The sequence below is a fragment of the Pseudomonas sp. LS2P72 genome (assembly GCF_054897865.1).
Window position 1 is genome coordinate 4,164,006 of record NZ_CM142708.1, and the last position, 20,208, is coordinate 4,184,213.

The following is a 20,208-nucleotide window of genomic DNA, read 5'->3' on the forward strand; positions in this document are numbered from 1 at the left end:
GCAGCTGAAATTGCTTAACTGAATGGCATTAAGCACGCAGCTCGCCTTTTTCATGCCCGGCTTTTAGCAGACTGAGAGTATGCAGGACTCAGAGCCCGGCCAATGCCCGCAAACTCGCCAATGTCTGCGCGTCGAGCGGGATGCCACCGGTGCTGGCCTTGGCCCGCTGTTGGTGACGTCGATCACCCGGCAACCGCTTGAGCCCTACCCCGTGCATCTGTCGGACCAGTTCCTGACTGCGCTCGGCAAAATTCTGCCCGGCCGCCTTGCTCGGGTCGATCACGATCAACAGTTGGCCCGTCCACGGCGTCTTGGCCCCCGGATGGTTCGACCAATCGAACTCGAAGGAAAAATTGCCGCCGGTCAATGCTGCCGCCAACAGCTCCACCATCATCGACAGCGCCGAACCTTTATGCCCGCCAAACGGCAGCAACGCACCGCCCTCAAGAATCGCTTTCGGGTCCTGGGTCGGCTGGCCGAGACCGTCCACCCCCATGCCTGGCGGCAAACGCTCGCCCTTGCGCGCGGCGATCTGCACATCGCCGTGGGCAATGGCGCTGGTCGCCAGGTCGAAGACAATCGGCTCGCCGTCAGCCCGAGGGGCGGCGAACGCAATCGGGTTGGTCCCGAACAGCGGACGATCGGCGCCGTGCGGCACCACGCAGGTCATGCTGTTGACCACGCTCAGCGCCACCAGGCCTTCATAGGCGAAGGGCTCGACATCCGGCCACAAGGCGGCGAAATGGTGGGAATTACGAATCGCCAGCACCGCAATGCCGGCACTGCGGGCCTTCTCCACCAACAGTGCGCGCGCTGCCGCGAGGGCCGGCTGGGCGAAACCATTACCGGCGTCGACCCGGACAAAGCCCGAAGCCACGTCCTCGACCACCGGCACGGCCTGGCCATTGACCCAGCCGCTCTGGAGCGTCGATACGTAACCGGGAATGCGGAACACGCCATGACTATGGGCGCCATCGCGTTCGGCGCCGGCGCAGTTGAGGGCCAGTGTCCTGGCGACATCGGCGGAGGTGCCATGGCGCTGAAAAATCTGCTCAAGCAAAAGAACGAGCGCGTCGAAATCGAGCGTTTGAGTGTTCGAACTGACGGCCACTTCGGGTGTTGCGGTCATCTGAAGCTCCAGTTTTATTATTGAGTACGGGCAACAGGGTGAAGCGAGTTGCAGGGCAACCCAAAACAGTTGTCGATTAAGCGCTGTTTTACCGTCGTCCTGTCAAGTCTCGGCAGCCTGTTCGGATCAAGCAATATGTACCGCACTCGAGCCTTCCACTGACCGTACTGTTTTTCCTCAATCCAATGACCCGCGATTATCCGCCGGTCGTAGCGAATCGAGGAAAACCATGATTGCTCCCCCACTGCCGTATTTTTTCGACGAGGCAGAACGTGCATCCAGAGCCAGACAGCCCGGTGACCGCGAAAAGGCACTGTCCTTCACGCTTGATGACCTGAAGTGGTTGCAGGTTGTTTATCAGGCGACGCATGACATCCGTATCGCCAATAGCAAGCCCATGCACGTCGCCCAGTTGCGTTTAAGCGTGCCTGATGCACCCGATATCCCCCTGGCCGGCGCTTTTTCCATGAGCCGGCCCAATGATGGAGAAGTCACGCTCTACACACCTTGGAAAGGCCTGATCAAATTCGCTGACATGACGGACCTCAAAAGCAAACTCAAGGAATGGTTGGCACAGCCCATTGGGAGGCGTGAGTTACTGCGCTTTCTCTCCATTGAGCAACGCAGCGCTTTACCCGCCGCCACTGCGCCAGACATTGCCACGCAAATAATCGAAAATGCGGTGTTCCAGGACCAGGAGCTCACCCTCGAGCGCAATCAGGCTCAGAACATCAAGACGATGACGGGCGAGCTGGTCAAGTTGCCAACACTGCAATCGATGCTGGACGAGACCCTCAAGAACGCGTTGTACAAACCGTTCCCCAAACTGGACCAGCGCCTTACTCGACTGAAGAACATCGTCAGTACGATTTCAGCCTTCGACAACAGCAACTACCAGCACACGCTTTCCTCGCAGTCACTGAGCGATGCCCTGCTGCATTTCTACCTGACCAATCAGTGGCCGACTGGCGACTCCAGAGTCTTTTCAAATCCCCAACACAGTGCGAGCAGCGACGCCGATAACCAGGCCTGGGAAAGCACCATTAAAGAGATCGCACAAAGTTTTACCCCTCACTTGCAAAGTTTGCTCACGACTTTCTGGAACACACCGATGAGCAACGGACAGTCACGCTCAGCGTTTTTTGCCGAGGGTTTGCGCGATACCTTTCACGTGAAGCTTTTGTTTGGGCGACAGCAAGGTGTTCTAACGACGCAGGAATACCTGCGCCTGATGAATGTCAGCCACGAACCTGAAACCGTCGATCCTCTTCGCATCGAAAAAGTGCGTATCACCGCGCCCTTCAAGCATTACGCGCAGTTGGCCTCGACCTTGATGATCGGCAGCCGCGACACCCTGGGTTTTCTGTACACCCCATCCAGAGGCATCGAGGCGACGAGCGACCTGCCCGCTGTCAGGAAAATCGTCCTGGAAATGATGAAAAGCGAAGGCCACGAAGACACCCTGCTCAACTTCATGTCTCTGGACGAACGCGGCACGTTTCTTTCACTGGAGCCGGATGAGCGCGTCATTGTCGGTGAATCGATCGTCAGCCCGGTATTTGAACAATTGATGGACGACATCCTTGGCAAACAACGGGAGAACCTGTCCCACGCGCTGAGCCGTTACCGTGAAAGCGAAGGGACACAGGACCCCCATGCCTTGATCGACAAGGCACTGGATGTCCGGGGACTGATCGACGCTCGACTGCTGGCGGCCGATGCCGCAGGACGCTGGAGCACACACGCGGACCAGCGCTGGAGCGCGCAACCGGCCACCGTTCGTGCCGAGTCGGCCAAAGAGCAACTGGCCCGACTCTCCTCCGTAAAGGTGGCGCTCGACCAACTCCTCGAAAACCACCCGGACATTCCCCCAACCACCCGCACGATTGCCGAGGCGCAGCGTATCGTCAATTCGACACTCGGGAGCCTGCAATCAAGTTTCACTCACACCCTGTCAACGGCATTGCGCAGTGAATTGAAGCTGCACACCGTCATGCGCACCCTGGGTGCGACGGAACAGGCAATCATCAAATCCGTACTCGATACGCCGGTACGCTTGCAGCGAGCGGCATTGAACGGCTTTTTGCCGGACGTATTTTCCTTGTCGCTGAAGGCAGGCGACTCTGCTGACCTGTTGAAACTGGCCAGTTGTTTTGTGCTGACCGAACGAGGTGGCCTGGACCCGATGCATTCGGGCAAGGCAATTCTGTGGACGCCTGCATCGGGATTTGAAGCCTACAAGGCGTTGGCACCGCTGCTGACCGAGCTGGGGCGACGCCTCAACGACGACGATGATCGCACCACACTTCTGGAGAACCTTGGACGCAGCGAGCGATTGCCTGGCAAGCACTACACCCTCGCTCCACTACAGCGAATAGATCAGCATTTTCTCGATCAGGTGCAAAAGCCCTTTGTTCAGCTGGACCAGACGTGCGTCACCCGTGCGCTGGTCTCCAAGCTCCCCCCGACGACCCTGGCCAGTCTTCTGAAGCTGGTGGCGTTACGTCAACCGATGACCGGGTTAGACCGCGCGACGGACATTGCCCAATCCCTGACGACCCAGCAAAAACTTCCGGCATGGCTGACCAAGGCGTCCATCAAAGATCAGATATTGCATGGGGAGTTGCTTCAGCAATACCTCAACAACGTCACCGACGACCAGGACTACCTCACCGGCGTACGTTCCCTGGCGCGCACGGCTCACCATGCACTTGAAAAACAACTCAAGGCAGATACGTTCGACATAGATCCGGATAAGGTCCAGATTCTGATCAACGCACGCCCGAGGTCTGCAGCCAGCACCCAAACCTTGACCGACTTTGCACTGACCCACTTCAAGAATCTGGACATAACCCATTTCAGACCGGTGTCGCTGGATAGCACCGTGATTCCCGAGAGGATGGATGAACGCTATCTCAGAGACCTGATACGAAACCTGAAGCTGGGCGAACATCAGCAGAAAACATTGAACGAAGCTTTTGCAGACACCCAGGCAAACGCAGCAGATCGCAGGAAACGGTTTTACACGCAATTACCCTGGCAACTGATGCATTACGCCCACACGGAAAAACTGCAGGAGCGCCTGAGCGAGACGGGGTTCGATCTGATACGCCAGGTCATGGACATGCCTGACGCTATCGCCCGCGCGGCAGTCAGTGGTACCCACGCGATCATCCGCCCACTTGAACTCCTGGGCATCAAGAGTGAACAGGCGCTCAAAGTGCCAGGCGTCTATCTGATTGGCTCATCGGCCGATAGCGCAGCGCCACAGGTCCTTCTCGCGCCATACAGTCCCAGGCACGGGGTGAAAGAATACAAGAATGAAACACAGCTGCTGACTGAACTGAAGACTCGCGGCAGTCTGCTCGATTGGGTACTCATGAACCTCCCGCAGCCTGATCGGATACAGCTTGAGTACAGGATGGCGACCTCCAGTAACCGCCTCCCCGAAGTGACGCTGGCGTCCAATCCGATCAAGGGGAATCTGCTCAGGCACTTGTTCAACGACAACGTCGGGTTACTAACCCGATTGCTCGGTTGTCAGACCGATGACAACAAGCAGGGTGAATGGGCAACCATCAAGCATGTGCTGAGTGAAGATTTGCATCAGGCATTTACGTTCTTGACGGGCAAGCTTGCCTACCCGATCACGGTGTGGCGCAGTTATCGCGACCTCAAGCAGTCCGCCGAAGACCTTCAAACGCACAAATGGGCGGCGGCGATAAAGGAATTTATCAGCGGCATTGCACAACTGGCCTCGTTGCGGCAATCGATGGAGGATCCAGTGAAGGAGCCTTCGACGACCAGCGCGCCCGCGCCGGAAACGCCCGACACCCGACTCAAATGGCAGGACATCGACTTCACTGCACCTCAGCGCACGCAGCTGAAGCGTCATGAAAGCGTTGACGTCGATCTGGGTTCGCTGACACACGACTCCAGGCTTGGGCTCTACTCACATCCATCGACAAAAAAACACTACGGGCCGGTTGAAGGCAACGTCTATCCCGTCGAAAAACACGGCACCCGCTGGCGTATCGACGACACAAAAAACCGTGGCCCTTATCTACGTCTGAACGAATCCAGGCAATGGGTTCTGGACAGAGAAACACCGGCGCCCCGCTTCAGCCTTATCAACCGGGTACATAACGCGATAACGGTTTGGGAAAACATGAATGTCGAAGCACGTGGAATGACCCAAATCCGTCAAATTTCTCCGCGCAAGGCGCGTCAGATTGACGAGGCGCTGGATCTGGCAACCCACTATGCCTGGAACAGCTTTCGCAACCTGCAACTGCTGAAAACGTCTGACGGCACAGTCACCCCCGTCCATAGGCTCATCATGGATTTTATTGATGTGCCTGCAGTGACGGACGCACATGTGGAGAAACTCGAAAAAACCGTGGGTGACATTTTTGCAGCCTTGTTGGAACCGACACTCAGAAAGCCGAACTCCAGGCGTTTTGTGGTCGGAAAACCCCTCAATTACTCGGAAAACTCCTTCGGCTTCACCATTCCAAAGGACCTAAAAAGAAAAATTTACCTGACAGAGAGATTCTTCTTTCCCAATTTCGACTTCTACCGTGAACACCTGTCCGACGCCGCCTTCCCCATCGGACCCCATGCCCGGGCGGCGACCCTGATCCATGAGCTTTCGCACATTGCTTGCGAAACCGAGGACATTGCTTATCTCGATTCCGGCAGACCTTTCGTCGACCTGATAGGAACGGCCAGTACTTTCGCCACGGAGCTCAAGACTGTCTTGAGCCATCTTCAGGGCAGCGCACTGTCAATCAAGACGCCTTATACACAGCTGTTCAAAGTCCGGAACCCTGATGATGGTGAATGGGTGGACCTGGGTGATACGTATTATGAAAGTACTGATCGGATAAAAAATCATATCTTGACCTTGAGCGGCGAGGAGAACCTGAGCGGTGCCCGCACCACCTTCAAAAAAGACCCACTGATCAGATTGGCGGTGCAACTCGCTAACGCCGACAGCGTGACTTGGCTGATCACTCATCTGGGGCGCCAATTGCACACCAGCACCCCGTGAGTTTTAAAAATAAGTGCCACTTGGATTGGTAATTGCCATGACGGTTGTTCTCGCAGACTTCCTCACAAGGTTAGAATGCGGGAAATCAGGATGAGTCAATGACCGACAACTCTCTCTCGCAAGCCCAATATGACGCAATCACCGATGCCGCTGCGCATTGGTGCATGCGTCTGCACGCCATCGATTGCACTGCTGAAGAGCGGCTGGCGTTCAAGCAATGGCATGACGCTCATCCGCTTCACGCGTTCGAGTACGAGGCCATGCTGGAGATCTGGGATGTCGCGGGTGACCTGCCACGTCCAGAAACCGTGGTGGTCCCGATGGTCCGCGCCAAACCTGCTACGCCTTGGCGCACCTTTGGTATCGCCGCCGCGGTTTGCGCCATGGCGTTGCCTCTGGCGGCCTATAGCGGCTGGAACCTGGGCTGGCTGCCCAATTCCTACCAACATTTCGAGGCGAACGACAATGTCCGCCAGATCACCCTGAGTGATGGCAGCCAGGTGGAACTGAACCTGGGCAGTGAGCTGACGTTCAGCAACTACAAGGACCAGCGTCAGATTACGCTGAAAAAAGGCGAAGCCTTCTTCAGCGTCAGCCATGACACTGGACACCCCTTCATTGTCAAAGCGGCTGAAGGCAGGATTCGAGTCACCGGAACCAAATTCAACGTCTGGATGTATGAAAATCAGGTACGCGTGAACCTGATTGAAGGTTCGGTGCTGGTAAGCAGTAATGACGCGGTTGCGGGTGACGGTTTGCGTCTTGAGCCCGCGATGCAGGCGAGCTATAGACGCGGCGACTTCACTCCCCGGATCAGTCAGACCTACGACAATGACAACTCACTGGCGTGGCGCAGCGGAAAACTGGTGCTCGATGATCTGGCGCTGACCGACGCACTGCCATTGATCAATCGTTACTTGAGCAAACCGGTGATGGTGGCCGACAACAGCACCGGCTCGATTCGTATCGGCGGCATCTACAACATCAAAGAGCTCAACAACCTGGTGGCTTCCCTGCCCAAGGTATTGCCGGTCTACCTGACCCGCAACAAAGACGGCAATCCGGTCCTCAATTCCATTCCGCAACAAACCCCAAAAAGCTGAAGGCCGCGACCCTTGCGGGTGCGGCCTTCATTCCTGGTTCAAGCGCCATCAGCGTTACTGTGCTGCCACCTTCCCGGCTTTTTCGTCCTGCTCGTGGATTGTCTGAACCTGATACTGCGGATCGGACGTGATCTGCTGCTCGGTGAACGGCAACACACTCAACTGTTTCCTGGAAAATGCCAGAGTCTGGTCCCTGGCGTACTGGGAGGCCGGATCACTGGACAGCGAGAACGCCAGAAGGCCCTGGGCCTGCGGTCCCTTGTCATCGAAAGTCACCACCTGCAAATAGCTGGTCCCGCTGACGACTTCGAGTTTACCGTCGGTTCTCGGCACGCTCTGAATGGCGTTGTAAACCCCCAGCGTGCCAGGTCCACCGTGAATCGGCGTCTGCTGGCCGCCACTGCTGACCACCTGGATATCACCCCAGCGGCTATCGGCCTTGAGCCCCATCTTGTTCACCTGCGCGACCGACGCCAGCATCGCCTCGCGAACCGCCTTTGCGACGTCCGGACGATCGACCGCCAGGCCACTCGGGGTGTGTTGCGGGTCTTTCGGATCGAATGCCACACGCCAGAGATCAGGCGTTTGCTGTAGCGACTCCATGACATTCTGGAAATGCACAAACCCCAAACCACTGTCCAGATTCGCACTGCGATCCCAGGCCTTGAGGCTGGCACACAGCGGCGTGAGCGCGGGCGCATCGGTACCCAGTGCCTCCGCACAGAACTGCAACAGATCCGGCATCACTTGAGCCGCCTGGTACACCTGATCGTCCATCACCATGCGTTGCAGATCCGCCGCAGCTATTGGACCGGTCTTGTTCAACGAATTCAGGCGATCCAGTGCAAAGCGTGAGCGCAGCCCCAATGGCTGGCCGTCCTGGCTGATCAGTGGCGAAAAACCGGTAAGCGGTTGCGCCGGGTTGGCCATCCAGGCCGAATCGTTGGAGTGCTGTACAAAATCCTTGCGCCACAGCTGCGGCAACTTGTCTGCCGCATAAATACCTTTTTGTGCAGCCGCCGAATCGATGTCCCAGGCACACGCGCTGTTGGAACCGTCGAGGACGATCATCTGCAACCCGGCCCGCGGATCACTGCATTTGGCCAGTTTGTCGGCACTGACGTTCGGCACGACCGAGAGGTTCATGTACAGCGTCTGCCCCTGATCATCCGCCGCCAGGGTGTTGACCCACGGGATCCCCTGGATCTTGTGCACCGAGGCCTGCAAATCCTTGAGGCTGACCGCGCGGTTCATTGCATACCACTGCTGCAACACCCGGTCGTTGTCCAGATTGGCGTCGCGCAGGCTGTAGGCGAACTGGTTGTCCCAGTCGAGCTTTCCGGGCCATTGCACGATCGGGCCGAACAGCGAACTGTAGACCACATGAGAAACCGGTCTGGTCTGGCCGTCCGGTTGTTTCACGTTCACCGTCAGGGTCTGTTTCTGCATGGGCAATGACTTGCCGTCGAGCAGATAACGGGTCGAATCCTTGGGATCGAGTTGCAGGCGATACAAGGTGAAATGCTTGGACGAGTCCACGGTGTGGGTCCACGCCAGGTGCTGGTTGAAACCGATGTTGATCATCGGCAGCCCCGGCAGCGCCGCGCCCATGACGTCCAACTTGCCGGGAATGGTCAGGTGCATTTGATAGAAACGCATCCCGCCGACCCAAGGGAAATGCGGATTGGCCAGCAACATGCCCCGGCCGTTGAAAGAACGTTCACCGCCGACTGCCACGGCGTTGCTGCCGCGATCCAGGGCAAAACGCTGCATGCGCGAGGCAGCCATCTGGAACGACGCGGGTTCGCCTGCCTCATGAGTAACGGCCTTGGGTGGCGTCGCACCGGCCAAGGCTTCGGCAAACTGCCCTACTCCGCCTTCGACCAACAGACGCCGCGTCAACTTGACCAGATCCTGAGCGGTAATCTCGCGCACCCAGTCGCCCTGACACTGCTGCGGCAAACCCTGCGCCCCACGCTCGGTCAGCGAACGGTTATAGCCCGCCACATACCCTTCGATGAGATCGCGCACTGCCGGGGTTTGCGCCTGCCAGAAGCCGTCCACGGCCTGTGGCGTGTTCAGCCAATTGAAAAACAGATCGCTGACCAGGTTTTCGCGCTCTTCGACCGTGAACTGATCCGGGCCGAAATAGCGTGAACGTTCGCCGTTCACGGTGGTGATCTCATTGGCCAACAGGCACAGGTTGTCCTGAGCGTAGGCATAACCAATGCCATAACCGAGCCCGCGATCGTTGTCGGCACGGAAATGTGGCACACCGAAACTGGTCCGGCGAATGTCGGCGCTCGCCTGCTCTGGCTGACTGCGGGCATTTGCCGCAAGACTCAAGCCCACCAACACGCCTGCAAGGCTCAACCGGGTTAACTGCCTGGAAATAATCACGCTCGCTCCTGATCGAAAAGACAAACACCCTGCGTCATACACGCACTGCGCCTTCCCCTAGAAACGAAACAAATGACAAAAATTTAGGCCGTGAAAGGCGCTTTTCACGGGCATCTCACAGACCGCTGACGTGATAGCGACAAAATTTCTACATTCGGGGCTTCATTATTTGCCCTGCTCATACGTCTTATTGATTAAGAGCACCCCTCACATTTCCTGGCCGGCTCGAAAAAGGAGTTTTTGCATGTACAACTCGCAACTGCCAACGGACGGTAGCAATGCGCCAAAGGGCTCTGCCATGGGCTCCAGTGTTTTTAGTCAGCGCAGTGAGCGCAATGGCAACGAGCGGATCAGGTTGCTGCTCAAGAGCTTTGGTCTGCGAACCAGTCTGATCCGCCTCAAAGTCATCGACGCCTTAGTGACCGCCGCCGAAAGCGATCGTAGCCTTGGCGTGCGCGGCGTGCACAGCCACTTGCTGGACCTGGATATTCCGCTGTCCTTCCTCAGTGTGCGGGAAGTGTTGAAACGCTTGTGCAGCGAAGGCGTGATCATGCTCAATCCGGACAAAAGCTACAGCCTGCATCCGCACGCCGCAGCCATGCTCCATCGCGAATGATCCGCCTTAAGGTGCGTCTTTCAGGCTTTGACCTTGCGACGCATCACGCCATTGATTACCACCACGATCACCGCCACGCCGATGGCGATGTACTGAAACAGCTTCTCGCTGATGACGCCTGCGTTTTGCAGATACGAAAGGCCGAACATGATCCCCAACACCACGAGGGAGATCAGAATCGAGTATTTCAAACGTTGCGATTGAGTCATTGCGAGTTCCTGAACTTGAAAAATGTATCCGGTTTGTATCAGAACGCATGCCAAGCCCCTACCTTTCTCCGGGGATGCGGCGCTGCAAACGGGGTCTCATGTTACAGCCGATGAAGAGATTTGGCTTCATAGCGGCGCTAACCGGGGATTTTGAAATGTTCCGTCGAATCACACGGCTGATTCCCCTGCTCGCGCTTCTGACACTGAGCGGCTGCATCGTTTTCCCCCACGGCGGCCACCATTACGACCGTGGCGGGCCGGGTTATTACCAGCATCGATAACGTAAATAATTGAACCTTCATTCGTAAGCCAAATACCCCATCCGATAACTGCTAAATAAATGCCCGCCCTGTCGCGGGCATTTTTCGTACGTGCATATTCACCTCTTCCTACACATAGAATAACGAAACATAGAGAAAACACTTGAAACCTTAAGTCTCAATAGTTCATTGGAGCTATTCATACTCAATGACTAGTCTCGGCGCATCGCAAAAACCCCGTTATTAAATTCGCACAACAACCAGGGATGCCATGCACAAGCCTTTAATCAATATCAGCCCCCACCATTTGTTTGGCTTTTGCCTTGCAATCACTTTTTTCGAACTGCTGACTTATATGGCCAGCGACATGATCATGCCTGCCATGTTGACCGTCACTGAACAACTGGATGCCAGTCCCGATCACGTCCCTTACGCCTTCAATCTATATCTGGCCGGCGGCATGCTTCTGCAATGGCTGATTGGCCCGCTGTCTGATCACTTCGGCCGTCGCCGGATGTTGCTCATCGGTTGTGCGGTATTCGCCTTGGCCTGTGCCGCCGCGTTCAACGTGCAAAGCATTTATGCGTTCAACGGCTTGCGACTGATTCAGGGCATGGGGTTGGGGTTTGTCATCGCGGTCAGCTACCCGGCCCTGCAAGAAGTTTTCTGCGAAGCCGACGCGGTCAAAATCATGGCGTTGCTGGGGAACGTTGCGCTCCTCTCCCCGCTTCTGGGGCCGTTGCTCGGCAGTCTGCTGCTGGAGTGGTTGTCCTGGCGGGAATTGTTTTTCGTGCTGGGTCTTGGCGGAGCGATGGTCTGGCTCGGGCTTTACCTGTTCATGCCGGAAACCGTGGGCACCCTGCGCCACGACGGTCAGCGGCTGGAAGCCGTGCGCTTTGAGTGGCACGGCACTCTGCGCCGCTATGCCGCGTTGCTGACTAACCCGCAATTCCTTTGCGCCGCTGTCGCACTGGGCGTGATGAGCCTGCCGTTGATTGCCTGGATCGGGTTGGCGCCGCTCTTGCTGATCCACAACCAGGGGCTTTCAACGCTGCACTACGGCCTGTGGCAAATTCCGGTGTTCGCGGCAGTCATTCTCGGCAATCTGATCCTCAACCGACTGATCGCCAACGCTGAATTACCACAACTGATTCGATACGCGCTTTGGCCGTTTTGCGGCGGGCTTATCGCGCTAGTCGCCGTCAGCTTCTACGGTGCTTCGACAGTCGTGCTGATCAGCTGCCTGGCGCTATACGCCGTTGGGCTTGGCATGAGCAATGCCGCGCTGTACCGGCTTGCGCTGTTCGCCAGCGACGACAGCAAAGGTCTGGTCTCGGCCATGATCGGCATGATCTCGATTGCCGTCATGGGTGGTGGCGGCTCGCTTCTTGCGGCCGCCGGTGCCGGTAATAGCCACGAATCCTTTGCCCTGATGGCTGGTATTGCAGGGCTTCTTTGCCTGCTTCCTCTGCGGCTGTTTCTGCGGCGTTCTCACATCGCGCTTGCCGTCTGACACCACAACGTAGGTCTTTTGATGATCCATTTACCCCATACCGATGCGCTCTGTGCGTTAACGCAACCCTATTGCCTGGATTCAGTGCCTGACGGCCTGTTCGACCAGGCGATGGGGGAAATCAGCCTGTTTCATTGTCACCACACGCCTGGCTACGAACGCTGGCTAAACGCCAACGGGCTCGATGCAAAGGACCTGGAAACACTGGATGACTGGTCAAGACTGCCGCCGATCTTCGCCAACTATTTCAAACGTCACTTGCTGTTCGGTCCCACCGGCGAAGGTGCACTGGAGCTGAGCTCATCCGGCACCAGCGGCCAAAAGAGCCGCATGCGCTATGACCCTCGCAGCATGGCGGCGGCCCAAGGCATGGTGAGCCACATTTTCCAGCACTACGGCTGGGATACTCCGGACAGCCCCTGCAATTATTTGCTCCTGAGCTACGAGCCCGAGGCGGCCATCACCTTGGGCACTGCTTACACCGACCAGTTTCTTTGCGGCTATGCACCCATCAATCGAGTCGCCTACGGATTGCGCCTGACGGGTAACGGTCACGAGTTCGACCTGTTTGGTGTTGTTCGCACCTTGCAAGAGTTCGCCGACGAGGGTTTACCCGTGCGGATTCTCGGATTCCCTGCGTTCCTTTCCCATGCGCTACAGCACATGGAAAACACCCGCGCACCGAATCTCAGGCTGCCCGCCCAGTCATTGGTGTTTCTGGGTGGTGGCTGGAAAACCCAGGCAGCACAAGAGATTCCCCTGCTTGAGTTGTATGCCCGAATCAATCGGCAATTGGGTATCGACCTGACCCGATGCCGGGATGGCTACGGTGCCGTCGAGCATGCCGTGCCCTATATCCAATGTGCCCGCCATCATTTTCATGCCCCCGTTTACTCGAAGGTTTTCGTGCGAAACCCATCCGATTTCACTGTCCAGCCATACGGCCAGCGCGGCTTGCTGGAATTCGTCTCCCCGTACATCTCGTCAAGCCCTGCTCACGCTGTGGTCATGGGCGATCTGGCGACATTACACCCTGGTGCGAGTTGCGGATGTGGCCTGACGAGCGATTGGTTCGAGCTGCATGGACGTGCCGGCACCACCGCCAGTCGAAGCTGCGCCATGGCGGCTTCAGAACTGCTCGGAGGGGCTTGATATGTACCTCATCAACGGCCAACTGCATGACGACGTTATCCCGGAAAGCGCCCTCGACAGCCTTCGAAAACAATTGCCCGGGTTGCTTGCTGCACCGATCGACTGCGAAACCGTCATCGAAACCGCTGCTCGTTTCGCCACGCAACTACAGACTCGCAGCCTGAACCTGCCCCTCGACGACGATCAATGTCAGGGACTTATCGAATTCTGCCAGCGCAGCAACCTGAGCACCAAGCTTGAGCGAGAACTGGGTTCGCAACCCCGTTCGCTGAGGCGTATCGACTACCAGCAGCAACGCTTTGAAAGCTGGCACCCCTTGGGACTGGTGGTGCATGTGACGCCGGGCAATGCACCGATGCTCGCGTTCTGTGCGGTTCTCGAAAGCCTGCTGGCCGGCAACATCAACTGGTTACGCCCCAGCGCCAGCGATGCGGGTTTGACTGCGCGATTGCTGGCTGCCTTTGTGCAATGCGACACCAGTGGCAGGCTTGCCGAATTCGTCGCGGTGCTGCCTGTGGGCACTTCCCGGATAGCCGAACTCTGCGCCCAGGCCGATGGCGTGTCAGCCTGGGGCGGTGAAAAGGCGCTCAAGGCGATTCGTCAGCAGATCCCTGCTGGATGTCGCTGGATCGATTGGGGGCACAGGATCAGTTTTGCTTATCTGTCGCCTGACGCGACGAGCCCTTCGGCGCTGGATGCATTGGTGGATGAGGTGTGCAGTCTGGATCAGCAAGCGTGTTCCAGTCCGCAATGGGTGCTGGTGGACAGCAACGATCCGGCCATCCTGCAGGACCTGGGAGAGCGTTTGAGCGCAGCCTTCAAACGCCGTGCCTCACACTGGCCGGCGCTGGTGCCCACGGACCTGGAAGCGTGCGAGATCACCACTCGCACGGCCATGGCGCAACTGGATTACTGTTTTGCGAACCAGAGCGGCCAGGTCTGGGCTGGCCACGGGTGGCGGATCATCTGGGAACACCATCAGACGCTCGCGCCTTCCCCGCTGTTTCGTACGGTGCTGCTCAAACCCGTGCCGCAACACTTGATCACCGAGACGCTGTTGCCCTGGCGCACGGTCCTGCAAAGCTGCGCACTGATTTGCTCTGCGACAGAAACGCCAGGACTTGTGCGAACGCTGGTCAACGCTGGGGTCACCCGTATTGCGCCTTGCGCGGGGATTCATGACGGCTACGCCGGTGAGCCACATGATGGTGTCTACGCGTTGACGCGTCTGAGTCGCCGCCTCTCGGTGAGTCTTTCGCCGGAGGTTTTGCCTGGCCGGGCAACGCTCGACCCGGTCCCGCCCGCCCCCGACATCGCGCATGCGCCGATCATGGACAAAAACACCTTCACGACCCAGCCGATGGGCGCCGCGGCGCAATTGTATTTTCGCTCTGGAGGCAGCAGCGGCATTCCGGCCCTCGCCGGTTTCAGCTATCGCGACTTTCAACGGCAGATGCGCGCAGCGGCCGACGGCCTGTTCGCCGCCGGGCTCGATCCTTCACAGGACCGGGTCATGAACCTGTTTTACGGCGGCAGCCTGTACGGAGGGTTCCTCAGTTTTACCAAAATACTGGAACAGATGGGCGTCACACATTTCCCCATGGGCGCGCCCCAGGACGATGACTTCAGCGAAATCGCCCAACTGATCATCGACCAGCGAGTCACCGTGCTGATTGGCATGCCGAGCACCTTGCATCGCCTGTTCTTCAACGAACAGACCCGGCTCCGCGCGTACGCCGGTATCGCCAAAGTGTTCCTCGGCGGCGAGCATCCGGGCCAAACCAGCCTGAGCCTCATGGAAAGCTGCGGGGTCACGCTGATCCGCTCGGCAATCTATGGCTCCGTCGACGCCGGTCCCTTGGGCCATGCGTGCGCAGCCACCGCGAACGGGGTGTTTCACTTGATGTGCGATACCCAGCATCTGGAAATTGTGCAGATCGAACAGGATGAACCCGTTCTGGCCAATGAGATCGGTCGCCTGCTGTTTACTTCACGAGCACGGCAAGGCCAAACCGTGCGCCGATATGACGTGGGCGACACCGGTCGCTGGATCCCCGGAGCCTGTAAGTGCGGGCTGGACTCACCCCGATTCGAACTGCTCCAGCGCCACGGCAAACTGGTGCGAATGGGCACGGAGTTCATTTCGCCGTCGGCTCTGCAGGATAGCGTCGGAACGCCCATTCAGATTGTTCTCGACCATGCCCCTGATGGCATCGAGCGACTCAACGTTCTAACGGACGCAGACATCAACCAGGTTCGCAACGCATTGTTAAGCCATGAAGCGCTGGCCAATGCCGTAAACGCCAAACTATTAACTGTCGAAGTTCAAGTGTGCATAGAGCAAGCATTCACTCGAAACAAGCACAGCGGAAAAACACCTTTGGTTATTGATAAAAGAAAATAAAAGACTAACCACTCACAGCTTGTCTTAAACCGTCAAGACGCCTGATATAAAAAGAGAACCCAGTGAAAACAACTTACTCGCTAGAACAACTGCTGCCTTATATACGACAACATTCAAACTTCTACCGCCAGCAACTGGAACACTTACCGCCGCAGGGCATTACGTTACAAGATTTACCGCTGACCAATGCGGCGGACTATTGGGCTGACAGCAATGACTTGAATCATTGGCCGGTCCTGACCGGAAAGGTCGACAATGCGCTGGTGTTTAAAACCGGCGGATCGACCAGCCAGGGCAAACTGACGGTGTACACCTATAACGAATGGCAAGAACTGGTCAGTACGTTCGGAGAAAGTTTTTCCTCTCAGTTGAACGACGGCGACCGCGTCGCCAATCTGTTTTTTTCCGGTGATCTTTACGCCAGTTTCCTGTTCATCCACGACTCCTTGGCGCACGTCAGGCGATCGATCTGCGAGTTTCCATTTACCGGGCACGTCGAGCTGGACGTACTGGCCGATGCGATTGATCAGCATCGGATTAACGTGCTTGTCGGCGTACCGGCACAGCTGCTGCGATTCGCGGCCTACCTGAACCAGCATCGACGAGTACTGTGCGGGGTTGATACGTTGCTGTACGGCGGCGAAAGCCTGTTTGCCCCGCAAGTGGCAATCCTCACCGACGTGTTTCCCAACGTGCGCATTGCTTCCATTGGCTATGCCAGCGTAGACGCCGGCCTTATCGGGTCCAGCGACCGCGACTGCGCCTTGGGCGAGCATCGGGTGTTTGAACCACACACCGTGCTGGAGATCGTCGATGAACTCACGGGTGAAGTCATCGAAGAATGCGATCGCACCGGATTGTTGGTGGTGACCAACCTGACGCGCCGGCTGATGCCACTGCTGCGTTATCCGGTGGGCGACCGCGCGTGCTGGCGCGAACCCGGCTCAACCCCGAAGCGCAAATTTGCCCTCAAGGGACGTAGTGCGCACAGCCAGCGAGTGCGAGTCGGGGTGCTGTCGCTGCTGATCGATGACATCCAGCAGATCGTCCAGCGCATTGCCCACAACGACCAATGGCAATTGCTGATCGAACATGACGGATACAAAGATATTGTGAGTGTGAAGTGGGTTCCCTCAGCGCTATCAATGGCAACCGTACCGGTGTGCCGAGCGTTGTACCAGGCGCTGGTTGAACACTATCCCGCCATCGACGAACTGAGCCGCGAGGGTCTGCTGGAATTGCGAGTGCTGTCCTGCGATGTCACAGCATTGAAGCTTCACCCACGCTCCGGCAAACAACTGCGGGTCCTGGATCTGCGCGTGTATGACGTACCGTTGCCGGAGCCCGCATGATGATGCCTTTGATTTTTCGACCCTATCGGCCATCCGACGCACGTGCCGTGAGCCAGTTGTTTCGCGAGGTCTATGGCGATCATTACGTTCAGCCGGATGTTTACTTGCCAAACATGATCAATCAGCACAATGCCGAGGGGCGCTGGAAGTCGATGCTGGCGGTGGACGGCCTACGCGTTCTGGGGCATGCCGCGTTGCGCCATGACACACCTGCGGACACCACCGAGCTGGCCCTCAGTGTGGTGCATCCCGCCGCGCAGGGGCAGAGTATCGCGACCCGTCTGGGCCGGGAGTTGCTGTCGCAGTCAGGTTCCATGGGGTTCAAGGGCGTCTCGATCAAACAAGTGACCCACCATCCCTACACGCAACGCATGGCAGCAAATATCGGCTTCCATAGCACGGGCTTGCTTCCTGACTACGTCCCTTCGCCCTTCGCTGAGCCGCTGCCGGAAACCATCGTGATGGGTTGTTACGTCGTCGAAGGACATACGCGTCCACTCCCCGACATCCCATGGCCTGACACCTGCCGGGGGTTTATGCAGCACCTGTGTTCCGTGTTCGGGACTCATCCGGACACGACGCCGTTGTCTTCTCTGCCCTTGCAACTCAAGCAACACCATCAAAGATTCGACATGGTCATTCAGCGTTTGACCAAACGGCTGCTTGAGCAGATCAGGCAATTGCCCAGGCACTGGCTGATCTCGGCCAAACTTCAGTTATCGCGGCACTTTGCCCAGGACTTTCGCAATTTGGCGGCCCTTGGCTTCACCTTCACCGGGCTGATGCCTACATCAAACACCAATGGATGGTTCGCACTGTTTCATCGAGGGGCGCAGTCTCGACACCTCAGCCTGCACTGTCCGCACATGCAACGCTTGCATGACGATTTACAGCAAAACGCCAACACACAGAGTAGCGCCGAAACGCAGAACAGAGCCCGCTCAGCCGCGTGAGTCTTTTCGATAAAAGTCATTGCCCGGCTGCGCGCAAAGCTCCACCAGCCAGTCGACAAACACCCTCACCCTCCGGGACAACTGGCGGTGTGGCGGGTAGAGCGCCGTCAGCGGCATCCCCGGTGTCGGCACTGACCTGAGGACTTCACACAAACGGCCTTCGTTCAGCTGGCGGGCGACGTGGTAATACGGGGTCTGGACCAGACCATATCCCGCCTCACAAGCGGCCAGGTAACCATCGGCGCTGTTGACCGAAACCTGCTTGGGCAGATTAATGGCTTGAACCTGATCATTGACCATGAATTCCAGCCCATAACGCTTGCCATTGCTGCTGGAGAAGTACTCCACCATCTGATGGCCTTCAAGGTCAGCCAGACACTGAGGCGTTCCGAATCGCTTCAAGTAGTCGGGGCTGGCACATGTGACCTGGTCCAGCATGGCCAACGGCCGCGCCACCAGCGAATCGTCCAGTGAGTCGCCGCCCCGCAGCACGCAATCGACGCCTTCGCGAATCAGGTCGACAGGCCGGTCATTCAAGCCGATTTCCAGCTCGATCAAAGGATACCGGGCAGTAAATTGCGGCAATGCCGGGATTACCATCAAGCGCCCCACACCCGCCGGCATGTCCACGCGCAACAGCCCCTTGGGGTTGTTGCGTGCAGCGCTGAACACCGCTTCGGTTTCCTCCAGATCCGCCAGCAACCGCACGCAACGAGGGTAATAGGCCGCGCCGTCGAGCGTCAGGCTGATCTGCCGCGTCGTGCGTTGCAGCAGCTGCACACCGAGATGCGCCTCCAGTTGCTTGATCAGAATGGTCACTGAGGCCCGGGGCAATTGCAGGCTATCCGCCGCCTTGGCAAAGCCGCCCAGCTCGACGATTCGGGTAAACACGCGCATCGCGTTAAATCGGTCCATTGGTTTTGCTTACCCGCTGATTGTTTAGAAATTACGAACAGTGATGGCAGATTTAGCCGGTTTATCTTGTTTCTGTCGAGATCAACAATAGGCTCCACATTCACAGGGAGCTGATTTCATGCAAACACGTCAACTGGGCAAAAATGGTCCACAAGTGAGCGCGATAGGTCTGGGCTGCATGGGCATGACCGATTTCTACACGACTGGCGTGGACATCCGCGAAGCCACCGCCACTCTGCACCGAGCGCTGGAGTTGGGGATCAACCTGCTCGACACCGCTGACATGTACGGCCCGCACACCAACGAAGAACTGATTGGCAAGGCCATCGTCGGCAAGCGCGACCAGGTGTTTCTGGCCAGCAAATTCGGGATCGTCCGCGACCCGTCCGATCCTGTCGCGCGGGGCGTCAACGGTCGACCGGACTATATTCGCGCCTCTATCGACGGCACCCTCAAGCGCCTCGGTGTCGAGACCCTGGATTTGTACTACCAGCACCGCATCGATCCGCAGGTGGCCATCGAGGAAACCGTCGGCGCCATGGCCGATCTGGTGAAAGCCGGCAAGGTTCGGTACCTGGGTTTGAGCGAGGCCTCGGTCGCAACACTTGAGCGGGCACACAAGGTTCATCCGATCAGTGCACTGCAGAGCGAGTATTCGTTGTGGAGCCGTGATCAGGAGGAGAACGGTTGTCTGGCCGCGTGTCAGCGTCTGGGGATTGCCTTCGTCCCCTACAGCCCTTTGGGTCGTGGCTTTCTCACTGGAGCGCTGAAGAGTCCTGATGATTTCGCGGCAGACGACTACCGTCGTTTCAGTCCGCGTTTTCAAGGCGAAAACTTCACCAAAAATCTATTGCTGGTGCAGCAAGTGCAGGACCTGGCCGCAGAAAAAGGCGTGACCGCCGGCCAATTGGCGCTGGCATGGGTGCTGGCTCAGGGTGATTACGTGATCCCGATTCCGGGAACCAAACAGCGAAAATACCTGGAAGAAAATGTGGTCGCGGTGGATGTGAAACTGAGTGGCGAAGAGTTACACGCTCTGGAAACAATATTTCCGGCCAATGCCACCGCAGGCTTGCGTTACCCGGAAGAGGTCATGAAGTTGCTCGACCGATAGCCCCACCTTACCCCGAGTGCCGTTCCCGGCACTCA

Annotated in this window: 14 protein-coding genes; 10 read left to right on the top strand and 4 right to left on the bottom strand. The window is 57.6% G+C overall.

The genetic code is table 11. The features are described 5' to 3' along the window. Positions 1 to 88: 88 nt before the first annotated feature. Positions 89 to 1,129, bottom strand: a complete 1,041-nt coding sequence (locus ACYZUA_RS18970) for an Ldh family oxidoreductase (RefSeq protein WP_461960114.1) — start codon at positions 1,127 to 1,129, stop codon at positions 89 to 91. 229 nt (positions 1,130 to 1,358) lie between these two features. Here ACYZUA_RS18970 and ACYZUA_RS18975 point away from each other — a divergent pair, with 229 nt between their 5' ends. Further along, positions 1,359 to 6,182, top strand: coding sequence for a dermonecrotic toxin domain-containing protein (locus ACYZUA_RS18975; protein ID WP_461960115.1), 4,824 nt, complete (start codon positions 1,359 to 1,361; stop codon positions 6,180 to 6,182). Between the two features lie 98 nt (positions 6,183 to 6,280). Further along, positions 6,281 to 7,285: a FecR family protein gene (locus ACYZUA_RS18980; RefSeq protein WP_461960116.1), complete on the top strand. Its 1,005-nt coding sequence runs from the start codon at positions 6,281 to 6,283 to the stop codon at positions 7,283 to 7,285. A 54-nt stretch (positions 7,286 to 7,339) separates the two neighbouring features. Here the strand turns inward: ACYZUA_RS18980 and pvdQ are convergent, their stop codons facing one another. Continuing rightward, positions 7,340 to 9,685, bottom strand: coding sequence for a bifunctional acylase PvdQ (gene pvdQ, locus ACYZUA_RS18985; protein WP_461960117.1), 2,346 nt, complete (start codon positions 9,683 to 9,685; stop codon positions 7,340 to 7,342). A gap of 244 nt (positions 9,686 to 9,929) precedes the next feature. On the opposite strand from pvdQ, the gene ACYZUA_RS18990 reads away from it, so the two are divergent. Further along, positions 9,930 to 10,301 (top strand): fe2+ zn2+ uptake regulation protein, encoded by a 372-nt coding sequence (locus tag ACYZUA_RS18990; protein ID WP_461960118.1) that lies wholly within the window; start codon positions 9,930 to 9,932, stop codon positions 10,299 to 10,301. Positions 10,302 to 10,321: 20 nt separating this feature from the next. On the opposite strand, the gene ACYZUA_RS18995 is transcribed toward ACYZUA_RS18990, so the two are convergent. Then, on the bottom strand, positions 10,322 to 10,510 hold the full coding sequence (locus ACYZUA_RS18995; protein ID WP_461960119.1) for a hypothetical protein: 189 nt from the start codon (positions 10,508 to 10,510) through the stop codon (positions 10,322 to 10,324). A gap of 155 nt (positions 10,511 to 10,665) precedes the next feature. Here ACYZUA_RS18995 and ACYZUA_RS19000 point away from each other — a divergent pair, with 155 nt between their 5' ends. From ACYZUA_RS19000 to ACYZUA_RS19025, 6 genes are all read left to right on the top strand, one after another. Continuing rightward, entirely contained in the window at positions 10,666 to 10,791 is a 126-nt protein-coding gene (locus ACYZUA_RS19000; protein ID WP_461960120.1) for a hypothetical protein, read from the top strand. A gap of 250 nt (positions 10,792 to 11,041) precedes the next feature. Continuing rightward, entirely contained in the window at positions 11,042 to 12,283 is a 1,242-nt protein-coding gene (locus ACYZUA_RS19005; protein WP_461960121.1) for an MFS transporter, read from the top strand. 21 nt (positions 12,284 to 12,304) lie between these two features. Continuing rightward, entirely contained in the window at positions 12,305 to 13,435 is a 1,131-nt protein-coding gene (locus tag ACYZUA_RS19010) for a LuxE/PaaK family acyltransferase (protein WP_461960122.1), read from the top strand. A gap of 1 nt (position 13,436) precedes the next feature. Continuing rightward, positions 13,437 to 15,839, top strand: coding sequence for an aldehyde dehydrogenase family protein (locus ACYZUA_RS19015; RefSeq protein ID WP_461960123.1), 2,403 nt, complete (start codon positions 13,437 to 13,439; stop codon positions 15,837 to 15,839). Between the two features lie 62 nt (positions 15,840 to 15,901). Then, positions 15,902 to 17,191, top strand: coding sequence for an AMP-binding protein (locus ACYZUA_RS19020; protein ID WP_461960124.1), 1,290 nt, complete (start codon positions 15,902 to 15,904; stop codon positions 17,189 to 17,191). Then, positions 17,191 to 18,144 carry a GNAT family N-acetyltransferase gene (locus ACYZUA_RS19025; RefSeq protein WP_461964048.1) on the top strand — a complete coding sequence of 318 codons (954 nt, stop codon included), beginning with the start codon at positions 17,191 to 17,193 and terminating at the stop codon, positions 18,142 to 18,144. Before ACYZUA_RS19020 ends, ACYZUA_RS19025 begins: the two co-directional genes overlap by 1 nt. Here the strand turns inward: ACYZUA_RS19025 and ACYZUA_RS19030 are convergent. Beyond that, complete coding sequence (locus tag ACYZUA_RS19030) at positions 18,133 to 19,059, bottom strand: LysR family transcriptional regulator (protein WP_461960125.1); 927 nt, start codon at positions 19,057 to 19,059, stop codon at positions 18,133 to 18,135. The genes ACYZUA_RS19025 and ACYZUA_RS19030 overlap by 12 nt on opposite strands. Positions 19,060 to 19,177: 118 nt before the next feature. On the opposite strand from ACYZUA_RS19030, the gene ACYZUA_RS19035 reads away from it, so the two are divergent. After that, positions 19,178 to 20,173 (top strand): aldo/keto reductase, encoded by a 996-nt coding sequence (locus ACYZUA_RS19035; protein ID WP_461960126.1) that lies wholly within the window; start codon positions 19,178 to 19,180, stop codon positions 20,171 to 20,173. Positions 20,174 to 20,208: the final 35 nt, after the last annotated feature.